The 21,713-nt window shown below is 63.9% G+C and carries 27 protein-coding genes; 17 read left to right on the forward strand and 10 right to left on the reverse strand.

Going from position 1 to position 21,713, the window contains the following annotated elements:
- Positions 1-14: 14 nt before the first annotated feature.
- The 4 genes from JMJ54_RS09015 to JMJ54_RS09030 all read right to left on the reverse strand — a co-directional run bounded on the left by JMJ54_RS09015 (position 15) and on the right by JMJ54_RS09030 (position 3,291).
- A complete protein-coding gene (locus JMJ54_RS09015; RefSeq protein ID WP_203537956.1) occupies positions 15-1,367 on the reverse strand; it encodes a cytochrome b in 1,353 nt (450 codons plus the stop codon).
- An 18-nt stretch (positions 1,368-1,385) separates the two neighbouring features.
- Positions 1,386-1,964, reverse strand: coding sequence for a ubiquinol-cytochrome c reductase iron-sulfur subunit (petA, locus tag JMJ54_RS09020; RefSeq protein WP_203537957.1), 579 nt, complete (start codon positions 1,962-1,964; stop codon positions 1,386-1,388).
- Positions 1,965-2,083: 119 nt separating this feature from the next.
- Positions 2,084-2,539: a hypothetical protein gene (locus tag JMJ54_RS09025; RefSeq protein ID WP_203537958.1), complete on the reverse strand. Its 456-nt coding sequence runs from the start codon at positions 2,537-2,539 to the stop codon at positions 2,084-2,086.
- Positions 2,536-3,291, reverse strand: a complete 756-nt coding sequence (locus JMJ54_RS09030) for a Nif3-like dinuclear metal center hexameric protein (RefSeq protein ID WP_203537959.1) — start codon at positions 3,289-3,291, stop codon at positions 2,536-2,538. The genes JMJ54_RS09025 and JMJ54_RS09030 overlap by 4 nt, the downstream gene beginning before the upstream one ends.
- Positions 3,292-3,298: 7 nt before the next feature.
- Between JMJ54_RS09030 and JMJ54_RS09035 the strand changes: the two genes are divergently transcribed.
- Positions 3,299-4,450 (forward strand): S1C family serine protease, encoded by a 1,152-nt coding sequence (locus JMJ54_RS09035; protein ID WP_203537960.1) that lies wholly within the window; start codon positions 3,299-3,301, stop codon positions 4,448-4,450.
- A 64-nt stretch (positions 4,451-4,514) separates the two neighbouring features.
- Here JMJ54_RS09035 and JMJ54_RS09040 read toward each other — a convergent pair whose 3' ends face one another.
- Positions 4,515-6,485 (reverse strand): monovalent cation:proton antiporter family protein, encoded by a 1,971-nt coding sequence (locus JMJ54_RS09040; RefSeq protein ID WP_203537962.1) that lies wholly within the window; start codon positions 6,483-6,485, stop codon positions 4,515-4,517.
- A gap of 104 nt (positions 6,486-6,589) precedes the next feature.
- Between JMJ54_RS09040 and JMJ54_RS09045 the strand changes: the two genes are divergently transcribed.
- The 13 genes from JMJ54_RS09045 to JMJ54_RS09105 all read left to right on the forward strand — a co-directional run bounded on the left by JMJ54_RS09045 (position 6,590) and on the right by JMJ54_RS09105 (position 15,719).
- A complete protein-coding gene (locus tag JMJ54_RS09045; protein WP_203537964.1) occupies positions 6,590-7,561 on the forward strand; it encodes a KpsF/GutQ family sugar-phosphate isomerase in 972 nt (323 codons plus the stop codon).
- 22 nt (positions 7,562-7,583) lie between these two features.
- On the forward strand, positions 7,584-8,099 hold the full coding sequence (locus JMJ54_RS09050; protein WP_203537966.1) for a KdsC family phosphatase: 516 nt from the start codon (positions 7,584-7,586) through the stop codon (positions 8,097-8,099).
- 2 nt (positions 8,100-8,101) lie between these two features.
- Positions 8,102-8,680, forward strand: a complete 579-nt coding sequence (gene lptC, locus JMJ54_RS09055; RefSeq protein WP_203537968.1) for an LPS export ABC transporter periplasmic protein LptC — start codon at positions 8,102-8,104, stop codon at positions 8,678-8,680.
- Complete coding sequence (gene lptA, locus JMJ54_RS09060; protein ID WP_203537970.1) at positions 8,655-9,272, forward strand: lipopolysaccharide transport periplasmic protein LptA; 618 nt, start codon at positions 8,655-8,657, stop codon at positions 9,270-9,272. The genes lptC and lptA overlap by 26 nt, the downstream gene beginning before the upstream one ends.
- Positions 9,269-10,003 carry an LPS export ABC transporter ATP-binding protein gene (lptB, locus tag JMJ54_RS09065; protein WP_203537971.1) on the forward strand — a complete coding sequence of 245 codons (735 nt, stop codon included), beginning with the start codon at positions 9,269-9,271 and terminating at the stop codon, positions 10,001-10,003. The genes lptA and lptB overlap by 4 nt, the downstream gene beginning before the upstream one ends.
- Positions 10,004-10,007: 4 nt before the next feature.
- Positions 10,008-11,429, forward strand: a complete 1,422-nt coding sequence (locus JMJ54_RS09070) for an RNA polymerase factor sigma-54 (RefSeq protein WP_203537972.1) — start codon at positions 10,008-10,010, stop codon at positions 11,427-11,429.
- Positions 11,430-11,455: 26 nt separating this feature from the next.
- A complete protein-coding gene (gene hpf / locus JMJ54_RS09075) occupies positions 11,456-11,782 on the forward strand; it encodes a ribosome hibernation-promoting factor, HPF/YfiA family (protein ID WP_203537973.1) in 327 nt (108 codons plus the stop codon).
- A gap of 113 nt (positions 11,783-11,895) precedes the next feature.
- Positions 11,896-12,363 carry a PTS IIA-like nitrogen regulatory protein PtsN gene (gene ptsN, locus JMJ54_RS09080; RefSeq protein ID WP_203537974.1) on the forward strand — a complete coding sequence of 156 codons (468 nt, stop codon included), beginning with the start codon at positions 11,896-11,898 and terminating at the stop codon, positions 12,361-12,363.
- A 77-nt stretch (positions 12,364-12,440) separates the two neighbouring features.
- Entirely contained in the window at positions 12,441-13,385 is a 945-nt protein-coding gene (gene hprK, locus JMJ54_RS09085; RefSeq protein ID WP_203537975.1) for an HPr(Ser) kinase/phosphatase, read from the forward strand.
- A gap of 19 nt (positions 13,386-13,404) precedes the next feature.
- Positions 13,405-14,259, forward strand: a complete 855-nt coding sequence (gene rapZ, locus JMJ54_RS09090) for an RNase adapter RapZ (protein WP_203537976.1) — start codon at positions 13,405-13,407, stop codon at positions 14,257-14,259.
- Between the two features lie 5 nt (positions 14,260-14,264).
- Positions 14,265-14,627 carry a NusG domain II-containing protein gene (locus JMJ54_RS09095; RefSeq protein ID WP_238999992.1) on the forward strand — a complete coding sequence of 121 codons (363 nt, stop codon included), beginning with the start codon at positions 14,265-14,267 and terminating at the stop codon, positions 14,625-14,627.
- Positions 14,608-15,123, forward strand: coding sequence for a Gx transporter family protein (locus JMJ54_RS09100; protein WP_203537978.1), 516 nt, complete (start codon positions 14,608-14,610; stop codon positions 15,121-15,123). The genes JMJ54_RS09095 and JMJ54_RS09100 overlap by 20 nt, the downstream gene beginning before the upstream one ends.
- The gene (locus JMJ54_RS09105) at positions 15,120-15,719 is read left to right on the forward strand and encodes a flavin prenyltransferase UbiX (protein WP_203537980.1); all 600 of its coding nucleotides are present in this window, start codon (positions 15,120-15,122) and stop codon (positions 15,717-15,719) included. The genes JMJ54_RS09100 and JMJ54_RS09105 overlap by 4 nt, the downstream gene beginning before the upstream one ends.
- Before the next feature lie 3 nt (positions 15,720-15,722).
- On the opposite strand, the gene JMJ54_RS09110 is transcribed toward JMJ54_RS09105, so the two are convergent.
- From JMJ54_RS09110 to JMJ54_RS09125, 4 genes are all read right to left on the reverse strand, one after another.
- A complete protein-coding gene (locus JMJ54_RS09110) occupies positions 15,723-17,072 on the reverse strand; it encodes an MATE family efflux transporter (RefSeq protein ID WP_203537982.1) in 1,350 nt (449 codons plus the stop codon).
- 46 nt (positions 17,073-17,118) lie between these two features.
- Positions 17,119-17,412, reverse strand: coding sequence for a hypothetical protein (locus tag JMJ54_RS09115; protein ID WP_203537983.1), 294 nt, complete (start codon positions 17,410-17,412; stop codon positions 17,119-17,121).
- A gap of 280 nt (positions 17,413-17,692) precedes the next feature.
- A complete protein-coding gene (dtd, locus tag JMJ54_RS09120) occupies positions 17,693-18,145 on the reverse strand; it encodes a D-aminoacyl-tRNA deacylase (RefSeq protein WP_203537985.1) in 453 nt (150 codons plus the stop codon).
- 63 nt (positions 18,146-18,208) lie between these two features.
- On the reverse strand, positions 18,209-18,598 hold the full coding sequence (locus JMJ54_RS09125; RefSeq protein WP_203537987.1) for a hypothetical protein: 390 nt from the start codon (positions 18,596-18,598) through the stop codon (positions 18,209-18,211).
- Between the two features lie 167 nt (positions 18,599-18,765).
- Here JMJ54_RS09125 and asd point away from each other — a divergent pair, with 167 nt between their 5' ends.
- The 3 genes from asd to JMJ54_RS09140 all read left to right on the forward strand — a co-directional run bounded on the left by asd (position 18,766) and on the right by JMJ54_RS09140 (position 21,163).
- On the forward strand, positions 18,766-19,872 hold the full coding sequence (asd, locus tag JMJ54_RS09130) for an aspartate-semialdehyde dehydrogenase (RefSeq protein WP_203537989.1): 1,107 nt from the start codon (positions 18,766-18,768) through the stop codon (positions 19,870-19,872).
- A gap of 74 nt (positions 19,873-19,946) precedes the next feature.
- Positions 19,947-20,345 carry a hypothetical protein gene (locus tag JMJ54_RS09135; protein WP_203537991.1) on the forward strand — a complete coding sequence of 133 codons (399 nt, stop codon included), beginning with the start codon at positions 19,947-19,949 and terminating at the stop codon, positions 20,343-20,345.
- Positions 20,345-21,163: an arylamine N-acetyltransferase family protein gene (locus tag JMJ54_RS09140; RefSeq protein ID WP_203537993.1), complete on the forward strand. Its 819-nt coding sequence runs from the start codon at positions 20,345-20,347 to the stop codon at positions 21,161-21,163. The genes JMJ54_RS09135 and JMJ54_RS09140 overlap by 1 nt, the downstream gene beginning before the upstream one ends.
- Here the strand turns inward: JMJ54_RS09140 and JMJ54_RS09145 are convergent.
- Entirely contained in the window at positions 21,160-21,705 is a 546-nt protein-coding gene (locus JMJ54_RS09145; protein WP_203537995.1) for an isochorismatase family protein, read from the reverse strand. The two genes, JMJ54_RS09140 and JMJ54_RS09145, sit on opposite strands and share 4 nt — an antisense overlap.
- Positions 21,706-21,713: the final 8 nt, after the last annotated feature.

Raw genomic sequence — 21,713 nt, forward strand, 5'->3', positions numbered from 1 at the left:
GTGGTCGTCCTCAATCAAACCAGTTTCGCGAAAATCGCGGCGCCGAGGAAGGTCACCAGCATCAGGATGCCGAAGATCATCTGGCGGCGGCCGTTGGTGTCGGTCACGCGTTCCGGCACCGGCAGCGTCTGGCCCCAGCGGGTGTAGAACGGCATGCCGAGGAAGAAGGCGAAGTAGATTACCGAGAACACCTGCGACAGGATGGTACGCAGGCCGTCCGGCGGCAGCGCGCCGAGAATGCCGAGACCGAAGAACGCGACGAGGAAGACGGCCAGAATCCACTTGAAGAAAGCCGGGCGATAGCGGATCGACTTGACCGGGCTGCGGTCGAGCCACGGCAGGAAGGCAATCACCACCACCGCAGCGCCCATGGCCAGCACGCCCCAGACTTGGGTGCCGAGGAAGGACGGAATCGCGCGCAGGATCGCGTAGAACGGCGTGAAGTACCACACCGGCGCAATGTGCGGCGGCGTCTTCAGCGGGTCGGCCGGGATGAAGTTGTTGTCTTCGAGGAAGTAACCGAACATGTTCGGGAAGAAGAACACGATGGTGGTGAACACCGCGAGGAAGACCGCGACACCGAAGATGTCCTTCACCGTGTAGTACGGGTGGAACGGGATGCCGTCGAGCGGAATGCCGGTCTTCGGGTCCTTGTTCTTCTTGATCTCTACGCCGTCCGGGTTGTTCGAGCCGACTTCGTGCAGCGCGACCAGGTGGGCGACGACCAGCGCCAGCAGCACCAGCGGTACGGCGATGACGTGCAGCGCGAAGAAGCGGTTCAGCGTGACGTCGGAAACGACGAAGTCACCACGGATGAAGGTCGACAGATCCGGACCGATGATCGGCAGCGAAGCGAACAGGTTGACGATGACCTGTGCGCCCCAGAACGACATCTGGCCCCACGGCAGCAGGTAGCCGAGGAAGGCTTCGGCCATCAGGCACAGGAAGATCAGCGTGCCGAACACCCAGACCAGCTCGCGCGGTTTCTGGTACGAGCCGTAGATCAGGCCGCGGAACATGTGCAGATAGACGACGACGAAGAACATCGAGGCGCCGGTCGAGTGCATGTAGCGGATGATCCAGCCGCCCGCGACGTCGCGCATGATGTACTCGACCGAGTTGAACGCGACCGAGACGTTGGTGCCCGGGATCAGGCTGCCGTCCGGCTTGTAGTTCATCGTCAGGAAGATGCCGGTGACGATCTGGATCACCAGGACCAGCATCGCCAGCGAGCCGAAGAAGTACCAGAAGTTGAAGTTTTTCGGCGCGTAGTATTCCGATACGTGCGCCTTCCAGGTCGACGTCAGCGGAAAACGATCGTCGACCCAGTTCAGGACCTGTTGTCCTACTTGTTGTGCCTTGCTCATGCCTCAGCTCCCCTTGCCTTATTCGCCGACCATGATCCGGGTGTCGGACAGGTATTTGTAGGGCGGAATGTCGAGGTTCTTCGGCGCCGGGACGCCCGAATAGACCCGACCTGCGAGGTCGTATTTGGAGCCGTGACAGGGGCAGTAGTAGCCGCCGAGCCAGTCGCCGCCGAGGTCAGCCGGGCCGAGGTCCGGACGGAAGGTCGGCGAACAGCCCAGATGGGTACAGACGCCGACCGCGACGAGGATTTCCGGCTTGATCGAACGTGCTTCGTTCTTGCAGTTGTCCGGCTGGACGCTGCCGTCCGACTTCGGGTCGAGCAGTTTCGGGTCGAGCTTGGGCAGGTTGGCGAGCATTTCCGGCGTGCGTTTGAGCACCCAGACCGGCTTGCCGCGCCATTCGACGTTGATCTGCTGGCCCAATTCGAGCTTGCTGATATCCACTTCGACCGGTGCGCCTGCTGCTTTGGCGCGCTCGGACGGCAGGAAGCTCGCGATGAACGGTGTCGCAATCCCTGCGACCGCACCGGCGCCTGCTACGCCGGTGGCAATCAGCAGGAAGCGCCGTTTGCTGTTATCGACTTGCTGGTCACTCATACCCAATCCCTGATGTTTGGAACTTATACCTAAACCCGTGAATTCTACCCGAGCGGCGAGGGAACAGGAAGCTGACCACGTGGTCGGCGTGGGTAAGAGGGTACGCTGGGACCAGCTTGCTACCGGCTTGCGCCGGTGCGCGCGTAACGCGGCAATTCGTCGTTGAGCTTGTCGGCGACCTGCGTGGTGATGTCGCTGACCGCTTCGCGCGTCGTGCCCGGGTAGCTGACCTGGAAGACACGTGCGGACAGTTTCCAGCCCTTGCCGACCGGGGTCAGTTCGTAGCGCATCCGGGCTTCGGTCGGTACCTTGGCCTTCGGTACCACCTGCTTGAATTCGACGCGCTTGTCGGCGCGCGTCAGCACGCGCATGCCCTTCTGGGTCCGGTAGGCAACGACATCGTCGAGAATGGCTTGCGGCGTGCGGCCGTCGATGACGATGCTCGGAACGGTTGCGGTCTGGGACTGCGTCTGGTCCGGGGCCGGTGTGCTGGCGGCTGGCGGCTGGACCGTCGGGGTGGCGCAGGCGGCAAGCAGCAGTGCCGCAGCGAGGGGCAGTAGATGACGGATGTTCATACCGGATTCTCGATGTCGAGATGAATGAGTTCCAGACCGAATCGGCTGGCCAGATGTTCCCCGAGCGAGCGCACGCCGTAACGCTCGGTGGCGTGATGTCCTGCTGCGATGAAGGCGACGCCGGTTTCGCGGGCGAGATGGGTGACGAATTCGGAGGCTTCGCCGGTCACGAAGGCGTCGATGCCCAGTTCGACCGCCTGGTGAAAGTAGCCCTGCGCGCCGCCGGTGCACCATGCCACACGCCGGACCGGCCTGGCTGCGTCGCCGATCACTAGCGGTGCGCGATCGAGTGCGCTAGCGGTGCGAGCGGTAAAGTCGGCCAGCGTGCAGGGCTCGGCAAGTTCGCCCAGCCAGCCGAGATCCTGCTCGCCGAAGCGGCCGGTTGCGTTCAGGCCCAGCAAGGCGCCGAGACGGGCGTTGTTGCCGAGTTCGGCGTGGGCATCGAGCGGCAGGTGGTAGGCGAGCAGATTCACGTCGGCCTTGAGCAGCGCGGCGATGCGGGCCTTCTTGGTGCCACGGATCGGTGCCGCTTCGCTTTTCCAGAAGTAGCCGTGGTGGACCAGCAGCGTATCGGCCTCCGCGGCGATTGCCGCGTCGACGGCGGCCTGGCTTGCGGTGACCGCCGTAGCGATTTTCCGGACCGAATCCCGGCCCTCGACCTGCAGGCCGTTCGGACAATAGTCCCGGAATCGGTCAACCGCGAGCAGTTGTCCGATATAATTTTCCAATTCGAATCTTGCGATCAACGTCATTCTGCCGATGAAAAAGCTATGGTTGATTTTCGCACAAACCGCCACGATCGGCCTCGCGGTCTGGTTCGTGCTCACGCTGGTCGCCCCGCAGTGGCTGCCGCGGCCGGTTGCCAATGTCGTGACGGTGCGCCAGGCGCCGGCCGACGCATCTGCGCCGGTCGTCACGCCTGACAGCTATCACGACGCGGCACATCGGGCGATGCCCGCCGTGGTGAACATCTACACGGCCAAGGACGTGAAGGCGCGCAGCCACCCGTTGCTGAACGACCCGTTCTTCAAGCGCTTCTTCGACGACCGCTTTGGCGGCGACGAAACGCAGCGGACCTCCAGCCTCGGTTCGGGCGTCATCGTTTCGGATCGCGGCTATATCGTCACCAACAACCACGTCGTCGAATCGGCCGACGAAATCGAGGTTGCACTCGCCGACGGGCGGACCGCCGAAGCCAAGATCATCGGCAGCGATCCGGATACGGACATCGCGGTGATCAAGGTCGACCTCGACAAGCTGCCGACGCTGGCCTTTGCCGACGTCAACCGCATGCAGGTCGGCGACGTGGTGCTGGCGATCGGCAACCCCTTCGGCGTCGGCCAGACGGTGACGATGGGCATCGTGTCGGCACTGGGGCGCTCGCAGCTGGGCATCAATACCTTCGAGAACTTCATCCAGACCGATGCGGCCATCAACCCGGGCAACTCGGGTGGTGCGCTGGTCGATACCCGTGGCAGCCTGGTCGGCATCAACACGGCGATCTATTCGCGCAGTGGCGGCTCGCTCGGCATCGGTTTCGCGATTCCGGCGACGACGGTCCGGCAGGTGATGGATGCGATCATCAAGGAGGGCGGCGTGACGCGCGGCTGGCTCGGCATCGAGGCGCAGGACGTGACGCCGGAACTGGCGGCTTCGTTCAAGCTGCCCGAAGCGCATGGCGCGCTGATCGCGGGCATCGTCCGTGCCGGTCCGGCCGATGCTGCCGGGATGCGCCCCGGCGACATCCTGCTCGCTATCAACGGCCAGCCGGTGAAGGATTCGTCGGACATGCTCAACCAAATCGCCGGCCTCAAGCCGGACTCCAATGTGCCGATGGAAGTATTCCGTGCCGGCAAGGGCCAGACGGTGCAGGTGAAAATCGGCAAGCGGCCCCGGCTGAGCGGCCGATAGATCGGTCTCGCCGACGCAGCAAAACGCCCCGCAATGCGGGGCGTTGTCGTTGGTCCGGGCCGGATCAGCTGCCCTGCAGCAGGATCATCTCGGCGGCAGCGAGATTCTCCGGTTCGCCGAGCAGGACCAGCACGTCGTTCTCCTGCAGCACCAGTTCGTCCTGAACCTGGGTCGGGGGCATGGACTTCCGCCGCACGCCCTTGACCTCGACGTGCAGGCCGGCGAGGCCGATGTCGCCGAGGCGGCGGCCGATGGCGCTGGCGTCGCCGTTGAGGTGGATCGTGTGCAGGCGCGGTTGGCTGGCATTGTCTTCGAGATCCTCGGTCGTACCCCGGAAGAAGCCGCGGAACATCTGGTAGCGGTCCTCGCGGACGTGGCGGATGCGCTTGAGCACGGTGTTCAGCGGCACGCCGAGCAGCATCAGCGTGTGCGAGGCCAGCATCAGGCTGCCTTCGAGGATTTCGGCGACGACCTCGGCCGCACCGGCGTTCTTCAGCTTGTCGACGTCGGTTTCGTCATAGGTCCGCACGATGACCGGCAGCTCCGGGCGGATCTGGTGTGCGAGCTCGAGAATCTTCATCGCCGAGTGCGTGTCGGCGTAGCTGACGACCAGCGCACGGGCACGCATCAGCCCGGCGGCCATCAGCACCTCGCGCTTGGCGGCGTCGCCGAAGACGACCGACTCGCCGGCGGCACCGGCTTCGCGGACTTTCTCGGGGTCGAGGTCGAGGGCGAAGAAGGGGATTTTTTCCTCGGTCAGAATCCGCGCCAGACTCTGGCCGCTTCGCCCGTAGCCGCAGACGATCACGTGCCCCTGGCTCTGCATCGTCCGTACCGCGATCTGGTGCAGGTTGGCGGCCATGTTCATCCATTCGGATGCGGCAAACCGCAGCACCAGCTTGTCGGAGTGCTGGACGATGAACGGTGTCGCCAGCATCGACAGCACGATGGCCGCCGTGGTCGCCTGCAGCAGCGGATCGGGCAGCAGCTTGCCGCTGCCGGCCAGCGTCAGCAGGACGAAGGCGAACTCGCCACCCTGGCCGAGCGCGAAACCGGTGCGCAGCGACACGCCGGCGCTGGCACCGAACCAGCGTGCGATCCCGGCGATCATGGCGATTTTCAGCGGCAGCAGGATCACCAGAATGATCAGCACCAGCCACCACCGGTCGGCGAGCTGGCCGAAATTCAGCGTCATGCCGACGGTGACGAAGAACAGCCCGAGCAGCAGGTCGCGGAAAGGCCGGATGTCGTCCTCGACCTGATAGCGGTAGTCGGTTTCGGCAATCAGCATGCCGGCCAGAAAGGCGCCGAGCGCCAGCGAAAGGCCGGACAGTTCGGTCAGCCAGGCGATGCCGAGCGTCACCAGCAGCAGGTTGAGCATGAACAGCTCGCTCGAATGCTGCTTGGCGACGAGGTTGAACCACGGCCGCATCAGCTTTTGGCCGAGGTTGAGCAACAGGAACAGCACGACGATGATCTTCAGCGCCGCGAAACCGAGCGCGTTGAGCATCGCTTCGCCGGGCTGGCTCAGCACCGGCAGCATGATCAGCAGCGGCACGACCGCCAGATCCTGGAACAGCAGGATGCCGATCGCATTCTGGCCGTGCGCCGCATTGAGTTCGTTACGTTCGGACAACAGTTTGGAGACCATCGCCGTCGACGACATCGCCAGCGCCCCGCCCAGCGCCAGCCCGGCGGCCCAGTTCAGCCGGACGATCAGCACCAGCCCGATGATCACGATCAGCACCATCGCCCCGACCTGTGCCGCGCCGAGTCCGAACACGATGCGTCGCATGGCCTTGAGTTTGGCGAGGTTGAATTCGAGCCCCAGCGTGAACATCAGGAACACCACGCCGTACTCGGCCAGATGGGTTGCTTCCTCGCTGCTGGCGATCAGGCCGAGCGCATGGGGGCCGATCAGCATGCCGACGAAGAGATAGCCGAGCATCGCCGGCAGCTTGACCAGCCGGCACAGCACAACGGTGATGACCGCGGCGCCAAGCAGCAGCAACAGGGAGGAAAGGTGAACGGGCATGGGCTGCAGCCGGAAGGTTCCGTGGAGGGTCTGGCAAAAATTATACCTGCCGGTGTGGCCTACTTGCTGGCCGCGCCCTGCATGGCTCTTTTATACTGGGGCCCATGAGTGAAATCACGCAATCGTTGGCGCAGGCGCGTCAGGTGCTGGCGATCGAAGCCGACGCGATCACCGCCATGGCAGCACGGCTTGATCACCGCTTTGACGCGGCCTGTGCGCTGCTGCTCGGCTGTTCCGGCCGCGTCGTCGTGACCGGCATGGGCAAGTCCGGCCATATCGCGCGCAAGATCGCCGCAACGCTGGCGAGCACCGGTACGACGGCGATGTTCGTCCATCCGGCCGAGGCCGTTCACGGCGATCTGGGCATGATCAGGGCCGAGGATGTCGTACTGGCGCTGTCGTACTCGGGTGAGAGCGACGAGGTGCTGGCGATCTTGCCGAGCCTGAAGCGGCTCGGCGTCAAGGTGGTTGCGCTGGCGGGGCGGGCGGATTCGACGCTGGTCCGTGCGGCCGACGTCTGGCTTGACGCCGGTGTGGCACAAGAGGCCTGTCCGCTGAACCTGGCGCCGACGGCCAGCACGACGGCGGCGCTGGCGCTGGGCGATGCACTGGCGGTGGCCTTACTTGATGCGCGCGGTTTCAAGGCCGAAGATTTTGCGCTGTCCCATCCGGGCGGCAGTCTCGGTCGCCGCCTGCTGGTTCATGTGCGTGACGTCATGCATGCAGGTGATGCATTGCCGGTGGTGCGCGACGACGTGTTGCTGCGCGATGCGTTGCTGGAAATCAGCCGCAAGGGCATGGGCATGACCGCCGTGGTCGATGCCACCGGCGTGCTGGTCGGCGTGTTTACCGACGGCGACTTGCGACGCGCGCTCGACGATGGCCGTGACGTGCTGGCCACGCCGGTGGCGCAGGTCATGACGCACGCGCCGCTGACGATCGATGCCGACCACCTCGCCGCAGAAGCGGTGCAGGTCATGGAACAACGCCGCATCAACGGCCTGCTGGTGCTCGACGCCGGTCGGCTGGTCGGTGCGTTGAACATGCACGACCTGTTGCGTGCCCGGGTCGTCTGAGAAAAGAACAAGGGAAATCGAAATGCAGGAAAAAGCCCGTGCAGTGCGACTGATGATTTTTGACGTCGACGGCGTCATGACCGATGGTGGTCTGTATTACAACGACGCAGGCGAGGAAATGAAGGCCTTCAATTCGCTCGACGGTCATGGCCTGCGCATGTTGCAGCAGACCGGCGTCAAGCTGGCGATCATCACCGGCCGCAAATCGAAGCTGCTCGAGCATCGTGCGAACAATCTCGGCATCGATTTCGTCTACCAGGGCGCGCACGACAAGCTCGCGACCTTCGGCGAACTGCTTGCCGCGGCCGGCGTGACTGCCGACGAATGCGGCTACATGGGTGATGACGTGATCGATCTGCCGGTCATGCGCCGTGCAGCCTTTGCCGTTGCCGTGCCCGACTCGCCCGAGATCGTCCTGCAGAACGCCCACTACGTCACCGGTCGAGCCGGCGGCCGCGGTGCCGTGCGCGAGGTGTGCGAGCTGATCATGCAGGCGCAGGGTACGTACGACGGGCTGATGGCCCATTACCTGCGCTGATCATGGGCGGCCTGTCGACCAAACTTCTCCCGATGGTGCTGCTGGCGACGCTCGGCGCGCTGGTGCTGATCCTCAACGAAGTGGCCCAGGTGCCCGGCGTCGGCCGGCCCGACCGGCCGAACGAACCCGACCTGATTGCGCAGAATGCAACGGCCTACCGTTTCGACGTGAACGGCAAGCGCCTGTCGCGCGTCTATGCCGACCGGCTCAGACACTATCCGGCCGGTGATACCAACTGGCTCGACCAGCCGCGCATCCACTACACCAAGCCCGATACGCCCGAGGTGACCGTCGTCGGCAAGCGCGCGCGCACCGAACAAAATGGTACCCTCGTCTGGTTCCCCGACGATGCCAAGCTGACCCGGGCGCCGAGCGCAGACAAGCCGCAGCTCGACGTGGTCAGCTCGGATGTCTGGGTCAAACCGAACGAGAATTTCGTCTGGTCCAAGACGCCGGTCAACGGCAAGATGGGCGCATACACCGTGTCCGGTGTCGGGTTCAATGCCGACATGGACAAGGAAACCCTGGAACTCCTCTCCAAAGTGAGCACGACCTATGTCCCGCCGCCGCCGCGCCGCTGAACTGTCGGCGCTGATCCTGCTGGCCGCGCCGATGGCGCACGCAGAGAACGCCGACCGCGAAAAACCGATGAATATCGAGGCGGATCACGCCAATTTCGATCAAAAGAACAATGTCGGTGTCTATACCGGCAATGTCATCGTCGTGCAGGGCACGATGACGCTGAAGGCCGACAAGGTCACCGTACGTCAGGACGCCGACGGCAACCAGTTCTCGCAGGGCGACGGCAAGCCGGTGAAGTTCCGCCAGCGCATGGATACCGGTGAATGGGTCGATGCCAACTCGCTGCATTACGATTACGATGGCAAGACCGGCATCCTCAAGCTGATCAACAAGGCGTGGGTGCGTCGTGACACCGGTGACGAGGTCATCGGCGACGTGATCGTCTACGACATGGCAACTTCGACCTATCAGGCGCAAACCGACGGCAAGCCGGGCAGCCGCGTCAACATCACGCTGATGCCGAAGAAGAAGGACGCCAGTGCCACCGCGGCCAAACCCGCCAAGGCGGTGGCGAGCAAACCCGCCGCCAGCAAGCCGGCAGCCGCCAGTGCGCCGAAGTCCGGTGGTTCGTGGAGCAAGGACGCGCAATGACCGAAGCCAAGGCCGTGCTCAGTGCCAATGGTCTGATGAAACGCTACAAGAAGCGTACCGTCGTCAAGGACGTGTCGATCGACGTCGCGGCCGGCGAGGTCGTCGGGCTGCTCGGGCCGAACGGCGCGGGCAAGACCACCAGCTTCTACATGATCGTCGGGCTGGTTGCCAAGGACGGTGGCGACATCCGCCTTGACGGCATCGACATCGGCCACCTGCCGATGCACGAGCGCGCCCGCATGGGGGTGGGTTACCTGCCGCAGGAAGCATCGATCTTCCGCAAGATGACGGTCGAACAGAACATTCTCGCCGTGCTCGAGCTGCACGTCGCCGACAAGGTCGAGCGCACCCGCCAGCTCGACGCATTACTCAACGATCTCCACATCTCGCATCTGCGCGAAAACAACGCGATGAGCCTGTCGGGCGGCGAACGCCGCCGGGCCGAGATCGCCCGTGCGCTCGCGGCAAGCCCGCGCTTCATCCTGCTGGACGAGCCGTTTGCCGGCGTCGATCCGATTGCGGTGATGGACATCCAGCGCATCATCCGCTTCCTCAAGGAGCGCGGCATCGGTGTGCTGATCACCGACCACAATGTGCGCGAAACGCTGGGCATCTGCGATCGCGCCTACATCATTTCCGAAGGGGCCGTGATGGCGTCGGGCTTGCCGAGCGCCATCGTCACCAACGAGCAGGTGCGCCGGGTCTATCTCGGCGAACACTTCCGGATGTAGCGGCATGAAGCAATCGCTGCAACTTCGCCTTTCACAGCAGCTGAACCTGACGCCGCAGCTGCAGCAATCGATCAAGCTGCTGCAGCTGTCGACGCTCGACTTTCAGCAGGAGGTCGAGCGGTTCCTCGCCGAAAATCCGCTGCTCGAGCGTGGCGAAGACCATCACGCCTCGTCCGAGGGCGAGGGCGGCAGCGAAGCGCCGGCAGAGAGCAGCAGTGACGATGCGCCGGCGAGCGAATCAGCATTCGACAGTGACGACTGGGGCTGGGAGGGCAGCGGTGGCGGCGCGCGTAGCGGTGGCGACGACGACGACGACTTCGATCCGGCCAGCAACATTGCCCGCGAGCTGACCTTGCGCGAACACCTGCTGGCGCAAGCCGGCCTGTTGCCGATTCCGCTGCGCGATCGTGCTGCGCTGACCTGGCTGATTGACGCGCTCGACGACGACGGCTTTCTGACCCAGCCGCTTGAGGAAATACTTGCGCTGCTGCCTGCGGAACTTGCTGGCGGGTTCGAGTTCGAACTCGATGATCTGGCGATCGCGCTGGCGCGACTCAAGCAGCTCGAACCGCTCGGTGTCGGTGCCTGTGACATGGCCGAATCCCTGGCTCTGCAGCTGGCTGCCTTGCCGGTGTCTGACGTACGTCAACTGGCGATCGGAATCGTGCGGGACAGTCTCGATTTGCTCGCGACACGCGACTACACTAGGTTAAAACGCCGCCTGAAATGCGATGAAGCGGCGCTAAAGGCCGCGCAGGCCTTGATCGTCAGCCTGAATCCGCGACCGGGTGCACAATGGAGCGACGAGTCGTCGCATTATGTGGTGGCCGATGTTTTGGTCAGCAAGTACAAGGGGCAGTGGCGAGTGCGCTTGAACGACGCGGCCAGACCCAAGCTCAGGGTCAACCGGATGTACGCCGATATCCTGCAACGCAGCGATGGTGGCGTGCTGGCGCGCGAGCTGCAGGAAGCCAAATGGCTGGTCAAGAGCGTGCAGCAGCGCTTCGACACGATCCTCAGGGTCGGTCAGGCCATCGTCGACAAGCAGCGCGCCTTCTTCGAGCACGGTGAAATCGCGATGCGGCCGCTGGTGTTGCGTGACATCGCATCCGAACTCGATCTGCACGAGTCCACCGTTTCCCGCGTCACGACGCAGAAGTACATGCTGACGCCGCGCGGCATCTTCGAATTCAAGTATTTCTTTGGCAGCCATGTCGAGACCGAAACCGGCGGCGAAGCCTCGGCAACGGCGATCAAGGCGCAGATTCGCCAGCTGGTCCAGCAGGAAGACAAGCAAAAGCCATTGTCGGATAGTGCCATCGCGGAAGCGTTGGCAGGGCAAGGGGTCGTGGTTGCGCGACGAACCGTTGCCAAATACAGGGAGGCGATGCAAATCCCACCCGTCAATCTGCGCAAATGCCTGTAACGGCGATTCCCTGAAGGAGAATGTCTATGAACCTCAATATCAGCGGCCATCACCTCGAAGTGACCCCGGCAATTCGTGATTACATCACGAGCAAGCTTGAACGGGTGGCGCGTCATTTTGACGCGGTGATCGAAGTCGGCGTCGTCCTCTCGGTCGAACGCCTGCAGCAGAAAATTGAGGCAACCGTGCACGTGCCGGGCAAGGATATCCACGTCGAGGCGATCGACGAAGACATGTACGCCGCGATTGACGCGCTGGCCGACAAGCTCGACCGGCAGATCGTCAAGCACAAGGAAAAGCGCAACGGCCACGATGGCGAAAGCATCCGTCGCCAAGTCGTCGCCGAAGAGTAAGTGTCCTTTTCCTGCCAACGGGAATCCGTTCTGCGGATTCCCGTTTTTGTTTACGGGCCGGGAGGCGATACAATGGCCCGCTTCGACGTTCCTCCTGCTCATGGATTCTCGCAATGAGCCTGATTTCCAAGATTCTGCCGACGCAAAATGTCTTTCTCGACATGGACGTGGGCAGCAAAAAACGCGTGTTCGAGCAAGTTGGCATCCTGTTCGAGAACAGCCACGGCATTGCCCGTAGCGTGATTTTCGACAGCCTGTTCGCACGTGAAAAACTCGGCTCGACCGGCCTTGGCCAGGGCGTGGCGATTCCGCACGGCCGTATCAAGGGGCTGAAGGAAGCCACCGGTGCGTTCGTGCGTCTCAAGGCACCGATTCCGTACGACGCGCCGGACGGCAAGCCGGTGTCGCTGATTTTCGTGCTGCTGGTCCCTGCCAATGCGACGGACCTGCACTTGCAGATTCTGTCCGAACTGGCGCAGCTGTTTTCGGACAAGGCCGTCCGCGAGCAACTGGCGACATTCGGCGAGCCGGGCGAAGCGTACAAGCTGATTTCCACTTGGGAACCGTACGCGGGCTTCTGAGCCCCGGCGCCCTCGTGTAAGCTTAAAGGGCAGCGCGCCGCGTTTGCCCTGTTCCCGACCCCAGCCCACGAGCGACCATGCCGCAGATCACCACCAGGCAACTCTTCATCGACAACGCCGAGAAGCTGCGGCTGACGTGGGTCGCCGGGCAGTCGGGTGCGAACAATCTGCTGACCAACGATTCGGCCGAACAGAAGCCGATCCTCGCGCTGGTCGGTCATCTGAACTTCATCCATCCGAACCGGATCCAGGTACTCGGCATCGCCGAGACCAAGTATTTTCTCGACCTGTCGCCCGAGGCACAGCGCGAGTCGGTCGAGCGGCTGTTTGCCAGCGAAATGGCGGCAATGATCGTCGCCAACGGCCAGCCGGTACCCGATGCCCTGCGCGACGGGGCCGAACGGCATCATGTGCCGCTGCTGACCAGTCCCGAGCAGTCGCCCTATCTGATGGACGTGCTGCGCTATTACCTGGCGAAAGCACTGGCGGTCTCGACGCACCTGCACGGGGTGTTTCTCGACGTCCTCGAAGTCGGTGTACTGCTGACCGGCGAGTCGTCGATGGGTAAGTCCGAACTGGCGCTGGAGCTGATTTCGCGCGGCCACGGTCTGGTGGCCGACGATGTCGTCGAGGTCTACCGGACCAATCCCGAGACGCTGGAGGGCCGCTGCCCGCCGATGTTGCGCGACTTTCTCGAAGTGCGCGGGATCGGGGTGCTGAACATCCGCACCATCTTCGGCGAAACCGCCGTCCGGCCGAAAAAGACGCTGAAACTGATCATCCATTTGGCCAAGGCCGGCGGGGATACGCTGGCGCCGATCGACCGGCTGCAGATGCAGGCTGCGACGCAGGAGATCCTTGGCGTACCGACGCGCAAGCTGGTGATTCCGGTCGCCGCCGGTCGCAACCTCGCCGTGCTGGTGGAGGCCGCGGTGCGCAACTACATCCTGCAGCTGCGCGGCATCGATTCGACCCGCGAGTTCATCGAACGTCACCAGCGTTTCATGGAAATGGGCGAGTAGGCCCGAAGGAGCGTTGATCATGGTATGGCGTCGTCAGCAGGTCGTGCTGTTGTCCGGCCTGTCCGGAGCCGGCAAGAGCGTCGCGATCAAGGCGCTCGAGGATCTGGGCTACTTCTGCATCGACAACCTGCCGGCACCGCTACTGCCGCAGACGGTGGCGATGCTCGACGAGGATGGCTATCCGCGTGTCGCGATTGCCATCGACGCGCGCAGCGCGCTCAATCTCTCCAGTTTTCCGCAGCACTACGAGGCGCTGGTCGAGCTGGGGCTCGACGTGCACCTGCTGTACCTCGAAGCGAATGACGAAATGCTGGTCAAACGCTTTTCCGAGACCCGCCGCAGTCACCCGCTGGCCAATGGCGAACGGACGGTCAGCGAGGCGATCGAGCTGGAACGCGAGGTGCTGGCCTACTTTGCCGAGTTGTCGCACCGGATCGATACCAGCGGCCTGTCGGCGAACCAGTTGCGTGCGTGGGTACGCGAATTTGTCGCGCTCGACCGCAGCAAGCTGACCCTGGTCGTGCAGTCCTTCGGCTTCAAGCATGGCCTGCCGCTCGATGCCGACTTCGTTTTCGATGTCCGCTGCCTGGCCAATCCGCACTATGACCCGGTGCTGCGGCCGCTGACCGGCAAGGATCAGCCGGTGATCGACTTTCTCGAGCGTCAGCCCCAGGTCGGTCGTTATCTGACGCATGTGCTCGGCTTTCTCGAGCGCTGGCTGCCGGAGTTCGACCGTGACAACCGTAGTTATGTGACGGTAGCCATCGGCTGCACAGGCGGTCAGCATCGTTCGGTCTATCTGGCCGAGCAGTTGTACAAGCATTTTTCCAAGCAACGGCAGGTACTGGTACGGCACCGCGAGCAACACGGCTGATCCGTTTGCTGGGCATCGGTGACTGGCTGATGCTGGTACTCGGCTTGGCCCTGGTGGCGGCAAGTGCTTTGTGGGGCTGGCAGGGGGGCAATGCGACCCGTGTGCGAATCTGGCAGGGCGGCAAGGTCTACGCCGAAGTCGATCTGGCGGCGACCCGCACGCTGAAGGTGCCCGGTCCGCTGGGTGACACGGTGATCGAAATCGCTGCCGGCAAGGCCAGAATCGCCGCCGATCCGAGTCCCCGGCAGTACTGCGTTCGCGAAGGCTGGCTGACGCAGGCTGGTGAAGCAGCGATCTGCCTGCCGAACCGCACCAGTTTCGAATTGCTCGGCGCAGGGGGGCGCGGTTTTGACAGCCTCAGTTACTGAGCTGCAGCCGGGCCGGGACGATGTCTACATTGCCCGGCTCGCGGCGGCGGCGATTGCGCTGGCGGTGATCGAGGCGGGGATTCCATCGCCGATTCCCGGCATCAAGCCCGGCCTTGCCAACATCGTCACGCTGTATGCGCTGGTACGCCACGGTTGGCGTGTCGCCGCGTGGGTATCGCTGCTGCGCATTTTCGGCGGCGCGATACTGCTGGGCGGCTTTTTGTCTCCCGGGTTTGCGCTCAGTCTGGCCGGCGGCGTGGCCAGCCTTGCGGTGCTGGCGCCGGCACAATACCTGCCGAAACGTTATTTCGGCGTCGTCAGTCTGTCATTGCTGGCCGCCTTCGCCCATATCGCCGGTCAGCTTGCTCTGGCGCGCTGGTGGCTGATTCCGCACGATGGCCTGAAACATCTGGTACCGCTGTTTGCGGCAGCGGCGTGGGGCTTCGGCATCGTCAACGGTCTGATCACCGCCCAATTGCTCAAGGATCCACCATGAAAACGATCACGCTTGCCTTTACCGGGGCCTCGGGTTTGCCCTACGGCTTGCGGACGCTCGAATGCCTGCTGGCCGCGGGCTGCACCGTGCACGTGCTCTACACGCAGGCGGCGCAGATCGTCGCAAAGCAGGAGCTCGGCCAGACCTGGCCGGGGCGGGCCGATGATCTGGCCAGGCAGTTCCGCAGCCAGTACGCTGTCGGCGAAGACCGGCTCAAGGTCTGGGGCCAGCAGGAATGGTTTGCGCCGATGGCGTCCGGTTCGAACCCGGGCGACGGCATGGTCGTCGTGCCGTGCACGATGGGGGCGCTGGCGGCAATCGCCAATGGTGCGAGCGACAACCTGCTTGAACGCGCGGCCGACGTGATGATCAAGGAGCGCAAGACGCTGGTCGTCGTGCCACGCGAAGCGCCGTTTTCGGTCATCCATCTTGAGAACATGCTTCGGCTCGCCCGGCTCGGCGTAGTGATTCTGCCGCCGAATCCGGGCTTCTACCACCACCCGAAGGACATCGGTGATCTGGTCGATTTCGTCGTCGCGCGCATCCTCGACCAGCTCGGCGTGCCGCACCAGCTGATGCAGCGCTGGGGAGACTGACGCTCAGCGCATCAGTGCGGCCCGGCTTTTCCGCAGGTAAAGCCAGACCAGCAGAGACGCGGCACACACCAGTGCCAGCACCAGCGCCTGCCAGTAGCCGGCTGCGCCGCTGCCGGGCTGGCCATGCCAGCCGAAGGCGAGTACGTAACCGAGCGGAATGCCGACCAGCCAGAACGCGGTCAGGTGGACCAGCATCGGCTGTCGGGTGACCTTGTAGCCGCGCAGGATCCCGGCGGCGACGACCTGCGTGGCGTCGGCAAGCTGGAACAGCCCTGCATAGAGCAGCAGGATGCCGGCCAGCGCGAGCACCGCCGCATCGGTCGTGTACCAGCCGGCGATATGCTGCCGGCCGATGATGATCATCGTCGCCAGCGCGCAGGCGACGATCAGGCCGAGTACCAGCCCGGCGTTGCCGATCTCGCGGGCCCGGCGTGCATCGCCGCTACCGAGCGCGTGGCCGACACGTACCGTCAGTGCCGTGCCGAGCGCAGACGGAATCATGAAGGTCAGCGAGGCGACGTTCAGCGCGATCTGGTGTGCGGCGACCGAGGTCGTGCCCAACCGCGCCATCAGCAGCGCGATGCCACCGAAGGCGCTGACTTCGACAAAAAACATCACGCCCATCGGTGCGCCAAGGCGGAACAGTTCGCGCTGACGACCCCAGTCGATGCGCTGCCAGTGACGGAACGGATAGGTGGCGCGATAGACCGGCGCATAGCGGATCCAGCCGACCATCATGAGCAGCGTCACCCACATGCAGAACGCGGTGGCCCAGCCACAGCCGACGCCGCCCATTGCCGGAAAACCGAAATGGCCGTAGATCAGCATCCAGTTCGCCGGTACGTTCAGCGCCAGACCGATCAGCGAGATCACCATCATCGGTTTGGTCTGGCCAAGGCTGGCGCTGTAACCGTAGAGCACGCGGAACAGCGCGAAGGGCACCAGCCCCCAGCTGACCGCGATCAGGAAACCGTGCGCCTTTGTTGCAACGTCCGGCGGCAGGCCGAGGTGCGGAAAGATCGGCGAGGCGGCGAGGGCAATCAGCCAGGCGAGCAGCGCCCAGCACAGGCCCTGGTAAAGCGCCTGCTGCACCAGCGGAGGCACGTCGGCTTGGCGCTGTGCGCCGACCGCATGGGCGATGAGTGGGCTGGCGGCGAGATTCAGGCCGATCAGCGTGACGATCAGCATCACCCAGATCGATGCGCCGACCGAGACGGCGGCGAGGTCGCCGGCCGAAACGTGGCCGGCCATCACCGCGTCGACGAACGACGTACCGGTCGATGCCAGCTGGCCGATCATGATCGGCCAGGCCAGGGTCCAGGTTGCTCGGGCTTCTTGGCGCAGGTGCAGCATTGCAGGTCCTTGAAATGCCCGCCATGCCGTTCCTGATGGGAAACGTCTAGCGGGACGTACAGCGGTACCGGGTCGGTACCTCGTAGCACGCGATCAGCGTGGGAAACAGTGCCTGCAGCCGCAAGGCCAGGTGAACGTCGATGCCGCGGACGTGCAGCCTGAGACCGTCGCGTCGGCAGGGGTAGCCAAGGTCGTCGACGACGGCGCTGGCGCGAATCAGTTCGGCTTCGTCGAGCGGCCCGTGCGCCTTCAGGCACAGGCTGGGCTCGCTGCCGCCGCGAGGTCGGGCGGGGGAAGGACGGGTATGGTTCACGGTGCAGGGTTCGAGACAATCGTACATGCTGGCCTCCAATCGGAAAGATGACGGACGGCCGATACGCCTGTTCGGCCGACGCTTTAGCGGCATTTGTACGCGCCCCGCAAGTTGTCGCTTAACTCGGCGCGGCGGATGAGCAGGCATCCGCGACCATGAAAAAAACCCGCGTGCACGGTGCGGGTTCGCTCGCACGCTTTAGCCGGATTTGTTGGCAGCGCCCGCAAGCTGGGGGGTCAAATCGGCGCTGTATTCTCAGAACCCATTCTGGCGAGCGGAGGTGTCGCTCGTCAAGTGCCCGGCGGGGCTATTCGGGTTGTCTTGAATCAAGCATCAGCGTGACCGGACCGTCGTTGATCAGGGCGACCTGCATGTCGGCGCCGAACACGCCGGTCGGCACGGGCTTGCCGAGGACTTCGCCGAGCGTGGTGACGAAGGCGTCGAAAAGCGGCTGCGAGACGTCGCCGCGCGCGGCACGCCCCCACGAGGGCCGGTTGCCCTTGTTGTAGCTGCCGTAGAGCGTGAACTGCGAGACCGCGAGCGCTTCGCCGCCGGTGTCGAGCAACGAGCGGTTCATGACGCCGGCGTCGTCCTCGAACACGCGCAGCCTGGCGACCTTGCCTGCCATCCAGACGAGATCCGCCTTGGTGTCGGCGTCTTCGATGCCGACCAGCAGCAACAACCCCGGACCGATCCGGCCGCAGACCTGATCGTCGACCGAAACGTGCGCCTGACGGACGCGCTGCAACAGAACCCGCATGCCGACTCCACTTCGAACTGGAAGCCCGAAATGGTAACGCTGCTACGGTGTGCTGTCAGCCGGCTAGTCGAGTGTGTGAATCCGCGCACTGGCTTGTTGCGCGGCCCTGACAAAGCGCGTGCGCGCGCTCGCTTCGTGCGGATCATGGGTGGCGTGCAGCTGCATGCGCAACATCCGGGCCTGCTCCGGGTGCTGCAGCGCGAGTTTGTCGAGATCGGCGAGGATGGAGCGCAGGAGCGGTGACTGGGCGGATCCCGGCATGCGGATGGCCAGCGCCTGACCGTTCAGTTGCGCCATTTCGATCCGGAACAGCAGATCGTGGACGGCGGCACTGTTGACCTTGCGCGCGACGTATTGCGGGATCGTCGCGGCCATCGACACCGCTGTTTCGCGACGAGGCGACGCCCACTCCGAGAGCGGTGTTCCAAACAGGGTTTTCAGGCGTTTCAGCAAGATTGAAGCTCGGGTGTGACCGGTTTATCTAAATGTAATAATTTCTCTTTGAGTAAGCAAATGCTTGACACTACATCGCTGACCACCGGTGGGTGCTGGCAATCAATCCGGTTTTTCACTAAGATCGGAAGCTTGTTCTATCTCACTGTTTTCCTAAGGATTTGATGATGAAACGCGTAGGCCTCGTCGGTTGGCGCGGCATGGTGGGCTCGGTCCTCATGCAGCGTATGCAGGAAGAAAAGGATTTCGACCTGATCGAACCGGTGTTCTTCACTACCTCGCAAGCGGGCAGCGCTGCGCCGAACTTCGGCCGTGACGCCGGCACGCTCAAGGATGCAAAGAACATCGCCGAACTCAAGGCGATGGACATCATCATTTCCTGCCAGGGTGGCGACTACACCACCGAGATTTTCCCGCAACTGCGCGCTGCAGGCTGGGACGGTTACTGGATCGATGCGGCCAGCACGCTGCGCATGGAAGACGACGCGGTCATCATCCTTGATCCGGTCAACCGCGGCGTGATCGACGCGGCTTTGTCGCGCGGCGTGAAGAACTACATCGGCGGCAACTGCACCAACTCGATCCTGCTGATGGGCGTTGGCGGCCTGTTCCGCGAAGGTCTGGTCGACTGGGTCAGCTCGATGACTTACCAGGCGGCGTCGGGCGGCGGTGCCAACCACATGCGCGAATTGCTGAAGGGCATGGGCGTGGTCTACGGTACCGTTGCCGACGAACTGGCGACGCCGGCTTCGGCGATTCTCGACATCGACCGCAAGGTGGCGCAGGCGATCCGCTCGGACGTGCCGACCGAATTCTTCGGCGCACCGCTCGCCGGCGGCCTGATCCCGTGGATCGACAAACAGCTCGACAACGGTCAGTCCAAGGAAGAATGGAAGGGCCAGGCCGAGGTCAACAAGATCCTCGGTACCAGCGAAACCGTGCCGGTCGACGGCCTGTGCGTGCGGATCGGCGCGATGCGTTGCCACAGCCTGGCGCTGACGCTGAAGCTGAACAAGGACCTGCCGCTGGCCGAGATCGAGTCCATCATCAAGTCGGGCAACGACTGGGTGAAATGGGTGCCGAACGACCGCGAAGTCACCGTCAACGAGCTGACGCCGGCATCGATCACCGGCGGGCTGGAAATCGGCGTCGGTCGCGTCCGCAAGCTCAACATGGGCCCGGAGTACGTGTCGGCCTTCGTGATCGGTGACCAGCTGCTGTGGGGCGCGGCCGAGCCGCTGCGCCGGATGCTGCGGATCCTGCTCGGCGAATAAGCCGCTGCAATGATCGACAACGGGACGCATGGCGTCCCGTTTTTATTGGCGAGCTGCTCGCCGGAGGATTGGGCATGAAACAGTGGTTGAACAAACTGTTCCGGCGCGGGTTCGGTGCCGCTGCAGCGTCGTCGCGTTTCCCCGCGACCGAACTGATGCCGTCACAACGGCGCGCGTCCGAGGCGGGCAGTCATCCGCTCAAGCATTCGCTCACCTACCGGATCAAGCGCGATGCGCTGATGATCGTCGCCGAAATGAACCGTGGCGCGACGATGGAGAACTGCGAACTGCTGGCCCGCCAGCTGGCCTTCGTGCAGAAGGAGCTGATCCAGGCGGCATATCATGACGACACGTTGCCGAAAGAGCAGCGCGTTGCCCTGGCCAAATACCACGCGCTGAACATCCGTCAGGGGCTCGGCGAGCGCCGGACCCAGCCCTTGCGCGGCATCGTGGTGCCACAGGGCAGCCGCTGATGGACGGCCTCGTGCAGGCCTATCTCGCGCATCTGGGCGTCGAGCTGTGGCCGGATGAAGCACCGCGCGCCTTGCTGGCGCGGCTGCATCGTGCCCATGTCGAGACGCTGGTTTTCAACAACGTCGATCTCTTGCTGGGACATTCCCCCAGGCTTGATGTCGACGCACGTTTGGACAAGGTGCTGGCGCGGCGGCGCGGCGGCTACTGTTTCGAGCTCAACGCCTGCTTTGCCGACCTGCTGCGTGCGCTGGGATTCGAAGTCCGCTCGGGCATGGCGCGGGTGCTGCTCGGCGGCGGCACGCCGCAGACACGGCAGCGCAGCCATCACCTGCTGTTCGTGCGTCTTGGTGACGCGGAGTGGCTGGCCGATGTCGGTTTCGGCGGTGGCGGTCTGCTCGAGCCGATACCGCTACGCGAGGCCGAGTTCGACCAGCGGCAGGAACGCTTGCGGCTGTTGCCCGATGGTGAGGCCTGGCGTTTAAAGCACCGCGGGCGCGAAGACTGGTCCGACCTGTACTACTTCGATCTGCAGCCGGCGTATCCGATCGACTTCGACGCGGCGAATTTCTTTATCGCCCATTCGCCGCAATCGCTGTTCACCAATCTGTTGCTGGTGACGCGCTACACCGTGGCGGGCCAGCTGGCGCTGGCGGCGCTGCGCTTTACCCGGCGCGAACACGGGGTCGAGACGACCGAAGCGATCGCGGATCCGCAGCGCCTGCGCCAAGTGCTCGCGGACGAATTCGGCCTCGCCATCGACGCCGGCGAGGCAACGCGCCTGTACGACTTCGCTGCGGCTCACCCGGCGCCGTTCTAGCCGGCGACGGTTGCCGTATCGACGACATGGCCGATGCGCGGGAAGATGAACTTCACGGTCGCATCGTGGGCTTCCTGGCTGGCGGTTTTCATCGCGTCGACAACGAAGTACTGCGTATAGCCGAGTTCGAACGCCTGTCTGGCGGTCGATTCGACGCCGATATTGGTCGCGATGCCGGCGAGCACGATGGTGTCGATGCCGCGGCGGCGCAACTGCAGGTCGAGGTCGGTACCGAAGAAGGCCCCCCACTGGCGCTTGGTCACCAGATAGTCGCCAGCTGCGAAACCGAGTTGCGGTACCAGCGTGCCCCAGTCGGGCGGGCGCTGGCCGGGGGCGGTGGGGGCATCGCACGACGGCATCAGCACGTCGCGGCCGTCGTGGAAGTCGACGTTGACGAAGGCGATGAAGCCGTTGTGATCGCGGAAGCGCTTGATCAGCCGGTGGGCGCGTTCGACGACGGTGTTGCCGTCGAAGGCGCGGACGATGCCGCATTGCAGATCGATCAGCACCAGTGCGGTGCGCTTGAAATCGAGATCGAGCATGTCCGGGT

Origin of the sequence: Jeongeupia naejangsanensis, from assembly GCF_016865585.1 — a bacterium.
Lineage (GTDB): Bacteria > Pseudomonadota > Gammaproteobacteria > Burkholderiales > Chitinibacteraceae > Jeongeupia > Jeongeupia naejangsanensis.

Bases quoted from the DNA above. Each gene is read 5' to 3' on its own strand.
- JMJ54_RS09110 (WP_203537982.1), bottom strand. From the start codon at position 17,072: ATGCTGCACCTGCGCCAAGAAGCCCGAGCAACCTGGACCCTGGCCTGG.
- JMJ54_RS09035 (WP_203537960.1), top strand. From the start codon at position 3,299: ATGAAAAAGCTATGGTTGATTTTCGCACAAACCGCCACGATCGGCCTC.
- JMJ54_RS09030 (WP_203537959.1), bottom strand. From the start codon at position 3,291: ATGACGTTGATCGCAAGATTCGAATTGGAAAATTATATCGGACAACTG.
- ptsN (WP_203537974.1), top strand. From the start codon at position 11,896: ATGAGCCTGATTTCCAAGATTCTGCCGACGCAAAATGTCTTTCTCGAC.
- lptA (WP_203537970.1), top strand. From the start codon at position 8,655: ATGTCCCGCCGCCGCCGCGCCGCTGAACTGTCGGCGCTGATCCTGCTG.
- JMJ54_RS09040 (WP_203537962.1), bottom strand. From the start codon at position 6,485: ATGCCCGTTCACCTTTCCTCCCTGTTGCTGCTGCTTGGCGCCGCGGTC.
- JMJ54_RS09050 (WP_203537966.1), top strand. From the start codon at position 7,584: ATGCAGGAAAAAGCCCGTGCAGTGCGACTGATGATTTTTGACGTCGAC.
- petA (WP_203537957.1), bottom strand. From the start codon at position 1,964: ATGAGTGACCAGCAAGTCGATAACAGCAAACGGCGCTTCCTGCTGATT.
- JMJ54_RS09140 (WP_203537993.1), top strand. From the start codon at position 20,345: ATGGACGGCCTCGTGCAGGCCTATCTCGCGCATCTGGGCGTCGAGCTG.
- JMJ54_RS09045 (WP_203537964.1), top strand. From the start codon at position 6,590: ATGAGTGAAATCACGCAATCGTTGGCGCAGGCGCGTCAGGTGCTGGCG.
- asd (WP_203537989.1), top strand. From the start codon at position 18,766: ATGAAACGCGTAGGCCTCGTCGGTTGGCGCGGCATGGTGGGCTCGGTC.
- dtd (WP_203537985.1), bottom strand. From the start codon at position 18,145: ATGCGGGTTCTGTTGCAGCGCGTCCGTCAGGCGCACGTTTCGGTCGAC.
- JMJ54_RS09115 (WP_203537983.1), bottom strand. From the start codon at position 17,412: ATGTACGATTGTCTCGAACCCTGCACCGTGAACCATACCCGTCCTTCC.
- JMJ54_RS09135 (WP_203537991.1), top strand. From the start codon at position 19,947: ATGAAACAGTGGTTGAACAAACTGTTCCGGCGCGGGTTCGGTGCCGCT.
- JMJ54_RS09105 (WP_203537980.1), top strand. From the start codon at position 15,120: ATGAAAACGATCACGCTTGCCTTTACCGGGGCCTCGGGTTTGCCCTAC.
- JMJ54_RS09070 (WP_203537972.1), top strand. From the start codon at position 10,008: ATGAAGCAATCGCTGCAACTTCGCCTTTCACAGCAGCTGAACCTGACG.
- rapZ (WP_203537976.1), top strand. From the start codon at position 13,405: ATGGTATGGCGTCGTCAGCAGGTCGTGCTGTTGTCCGGCCTGTCCGGA.
- hprK (WP_203537975.1), top strand. From the start codon at position 12,441: ATGCCGCAGATCACCACCAGGCAACTCTTCATCGACAACGCCGAGAAG.
- lptB (WP_203537971.1), top strand. From the start codon at position 9,269: ATGACCGAAGCCAAGGCCGTGCTCAGTGCCAATGGTCTGATGAAACGC.
- JMJ54_RS09015 (WP_203537956.1), bottom strand. From the start codon at position 1,367: ATGAGCAAGGCACAACAAGTAGGACAACAGGTCCTGAACTGGGTCGAC.
- JMJ54_RS09025 (WP_203537958.1), bottom strand. From the start codon at position 2,539: ATGAACATCCGTCATCTACTGCCCCTCGCTGCGGCACTGCTGCTTGCC.
- lptC (WP_203537968.1), top strand. From the start codon at position 8,102: ATGGGCGGCCTGTCGACCAAACTTCTCCCGATGGTGCTGCTGGCGACG.
- hpf (WP_203537973.1), top strand. From the start codon at position 11,456: ATGAACCTCAATATCAGCGGCCATCACCTCGAAGTGACCCCGGCAATT.
- JMJ54_RS09145 (WP_203537995.1), bottom strand. From the start codon at position 21,705: ATGCTCGATCTCGATTTCAAGCGCACCGCACTGGTGCTGATCGATCTG.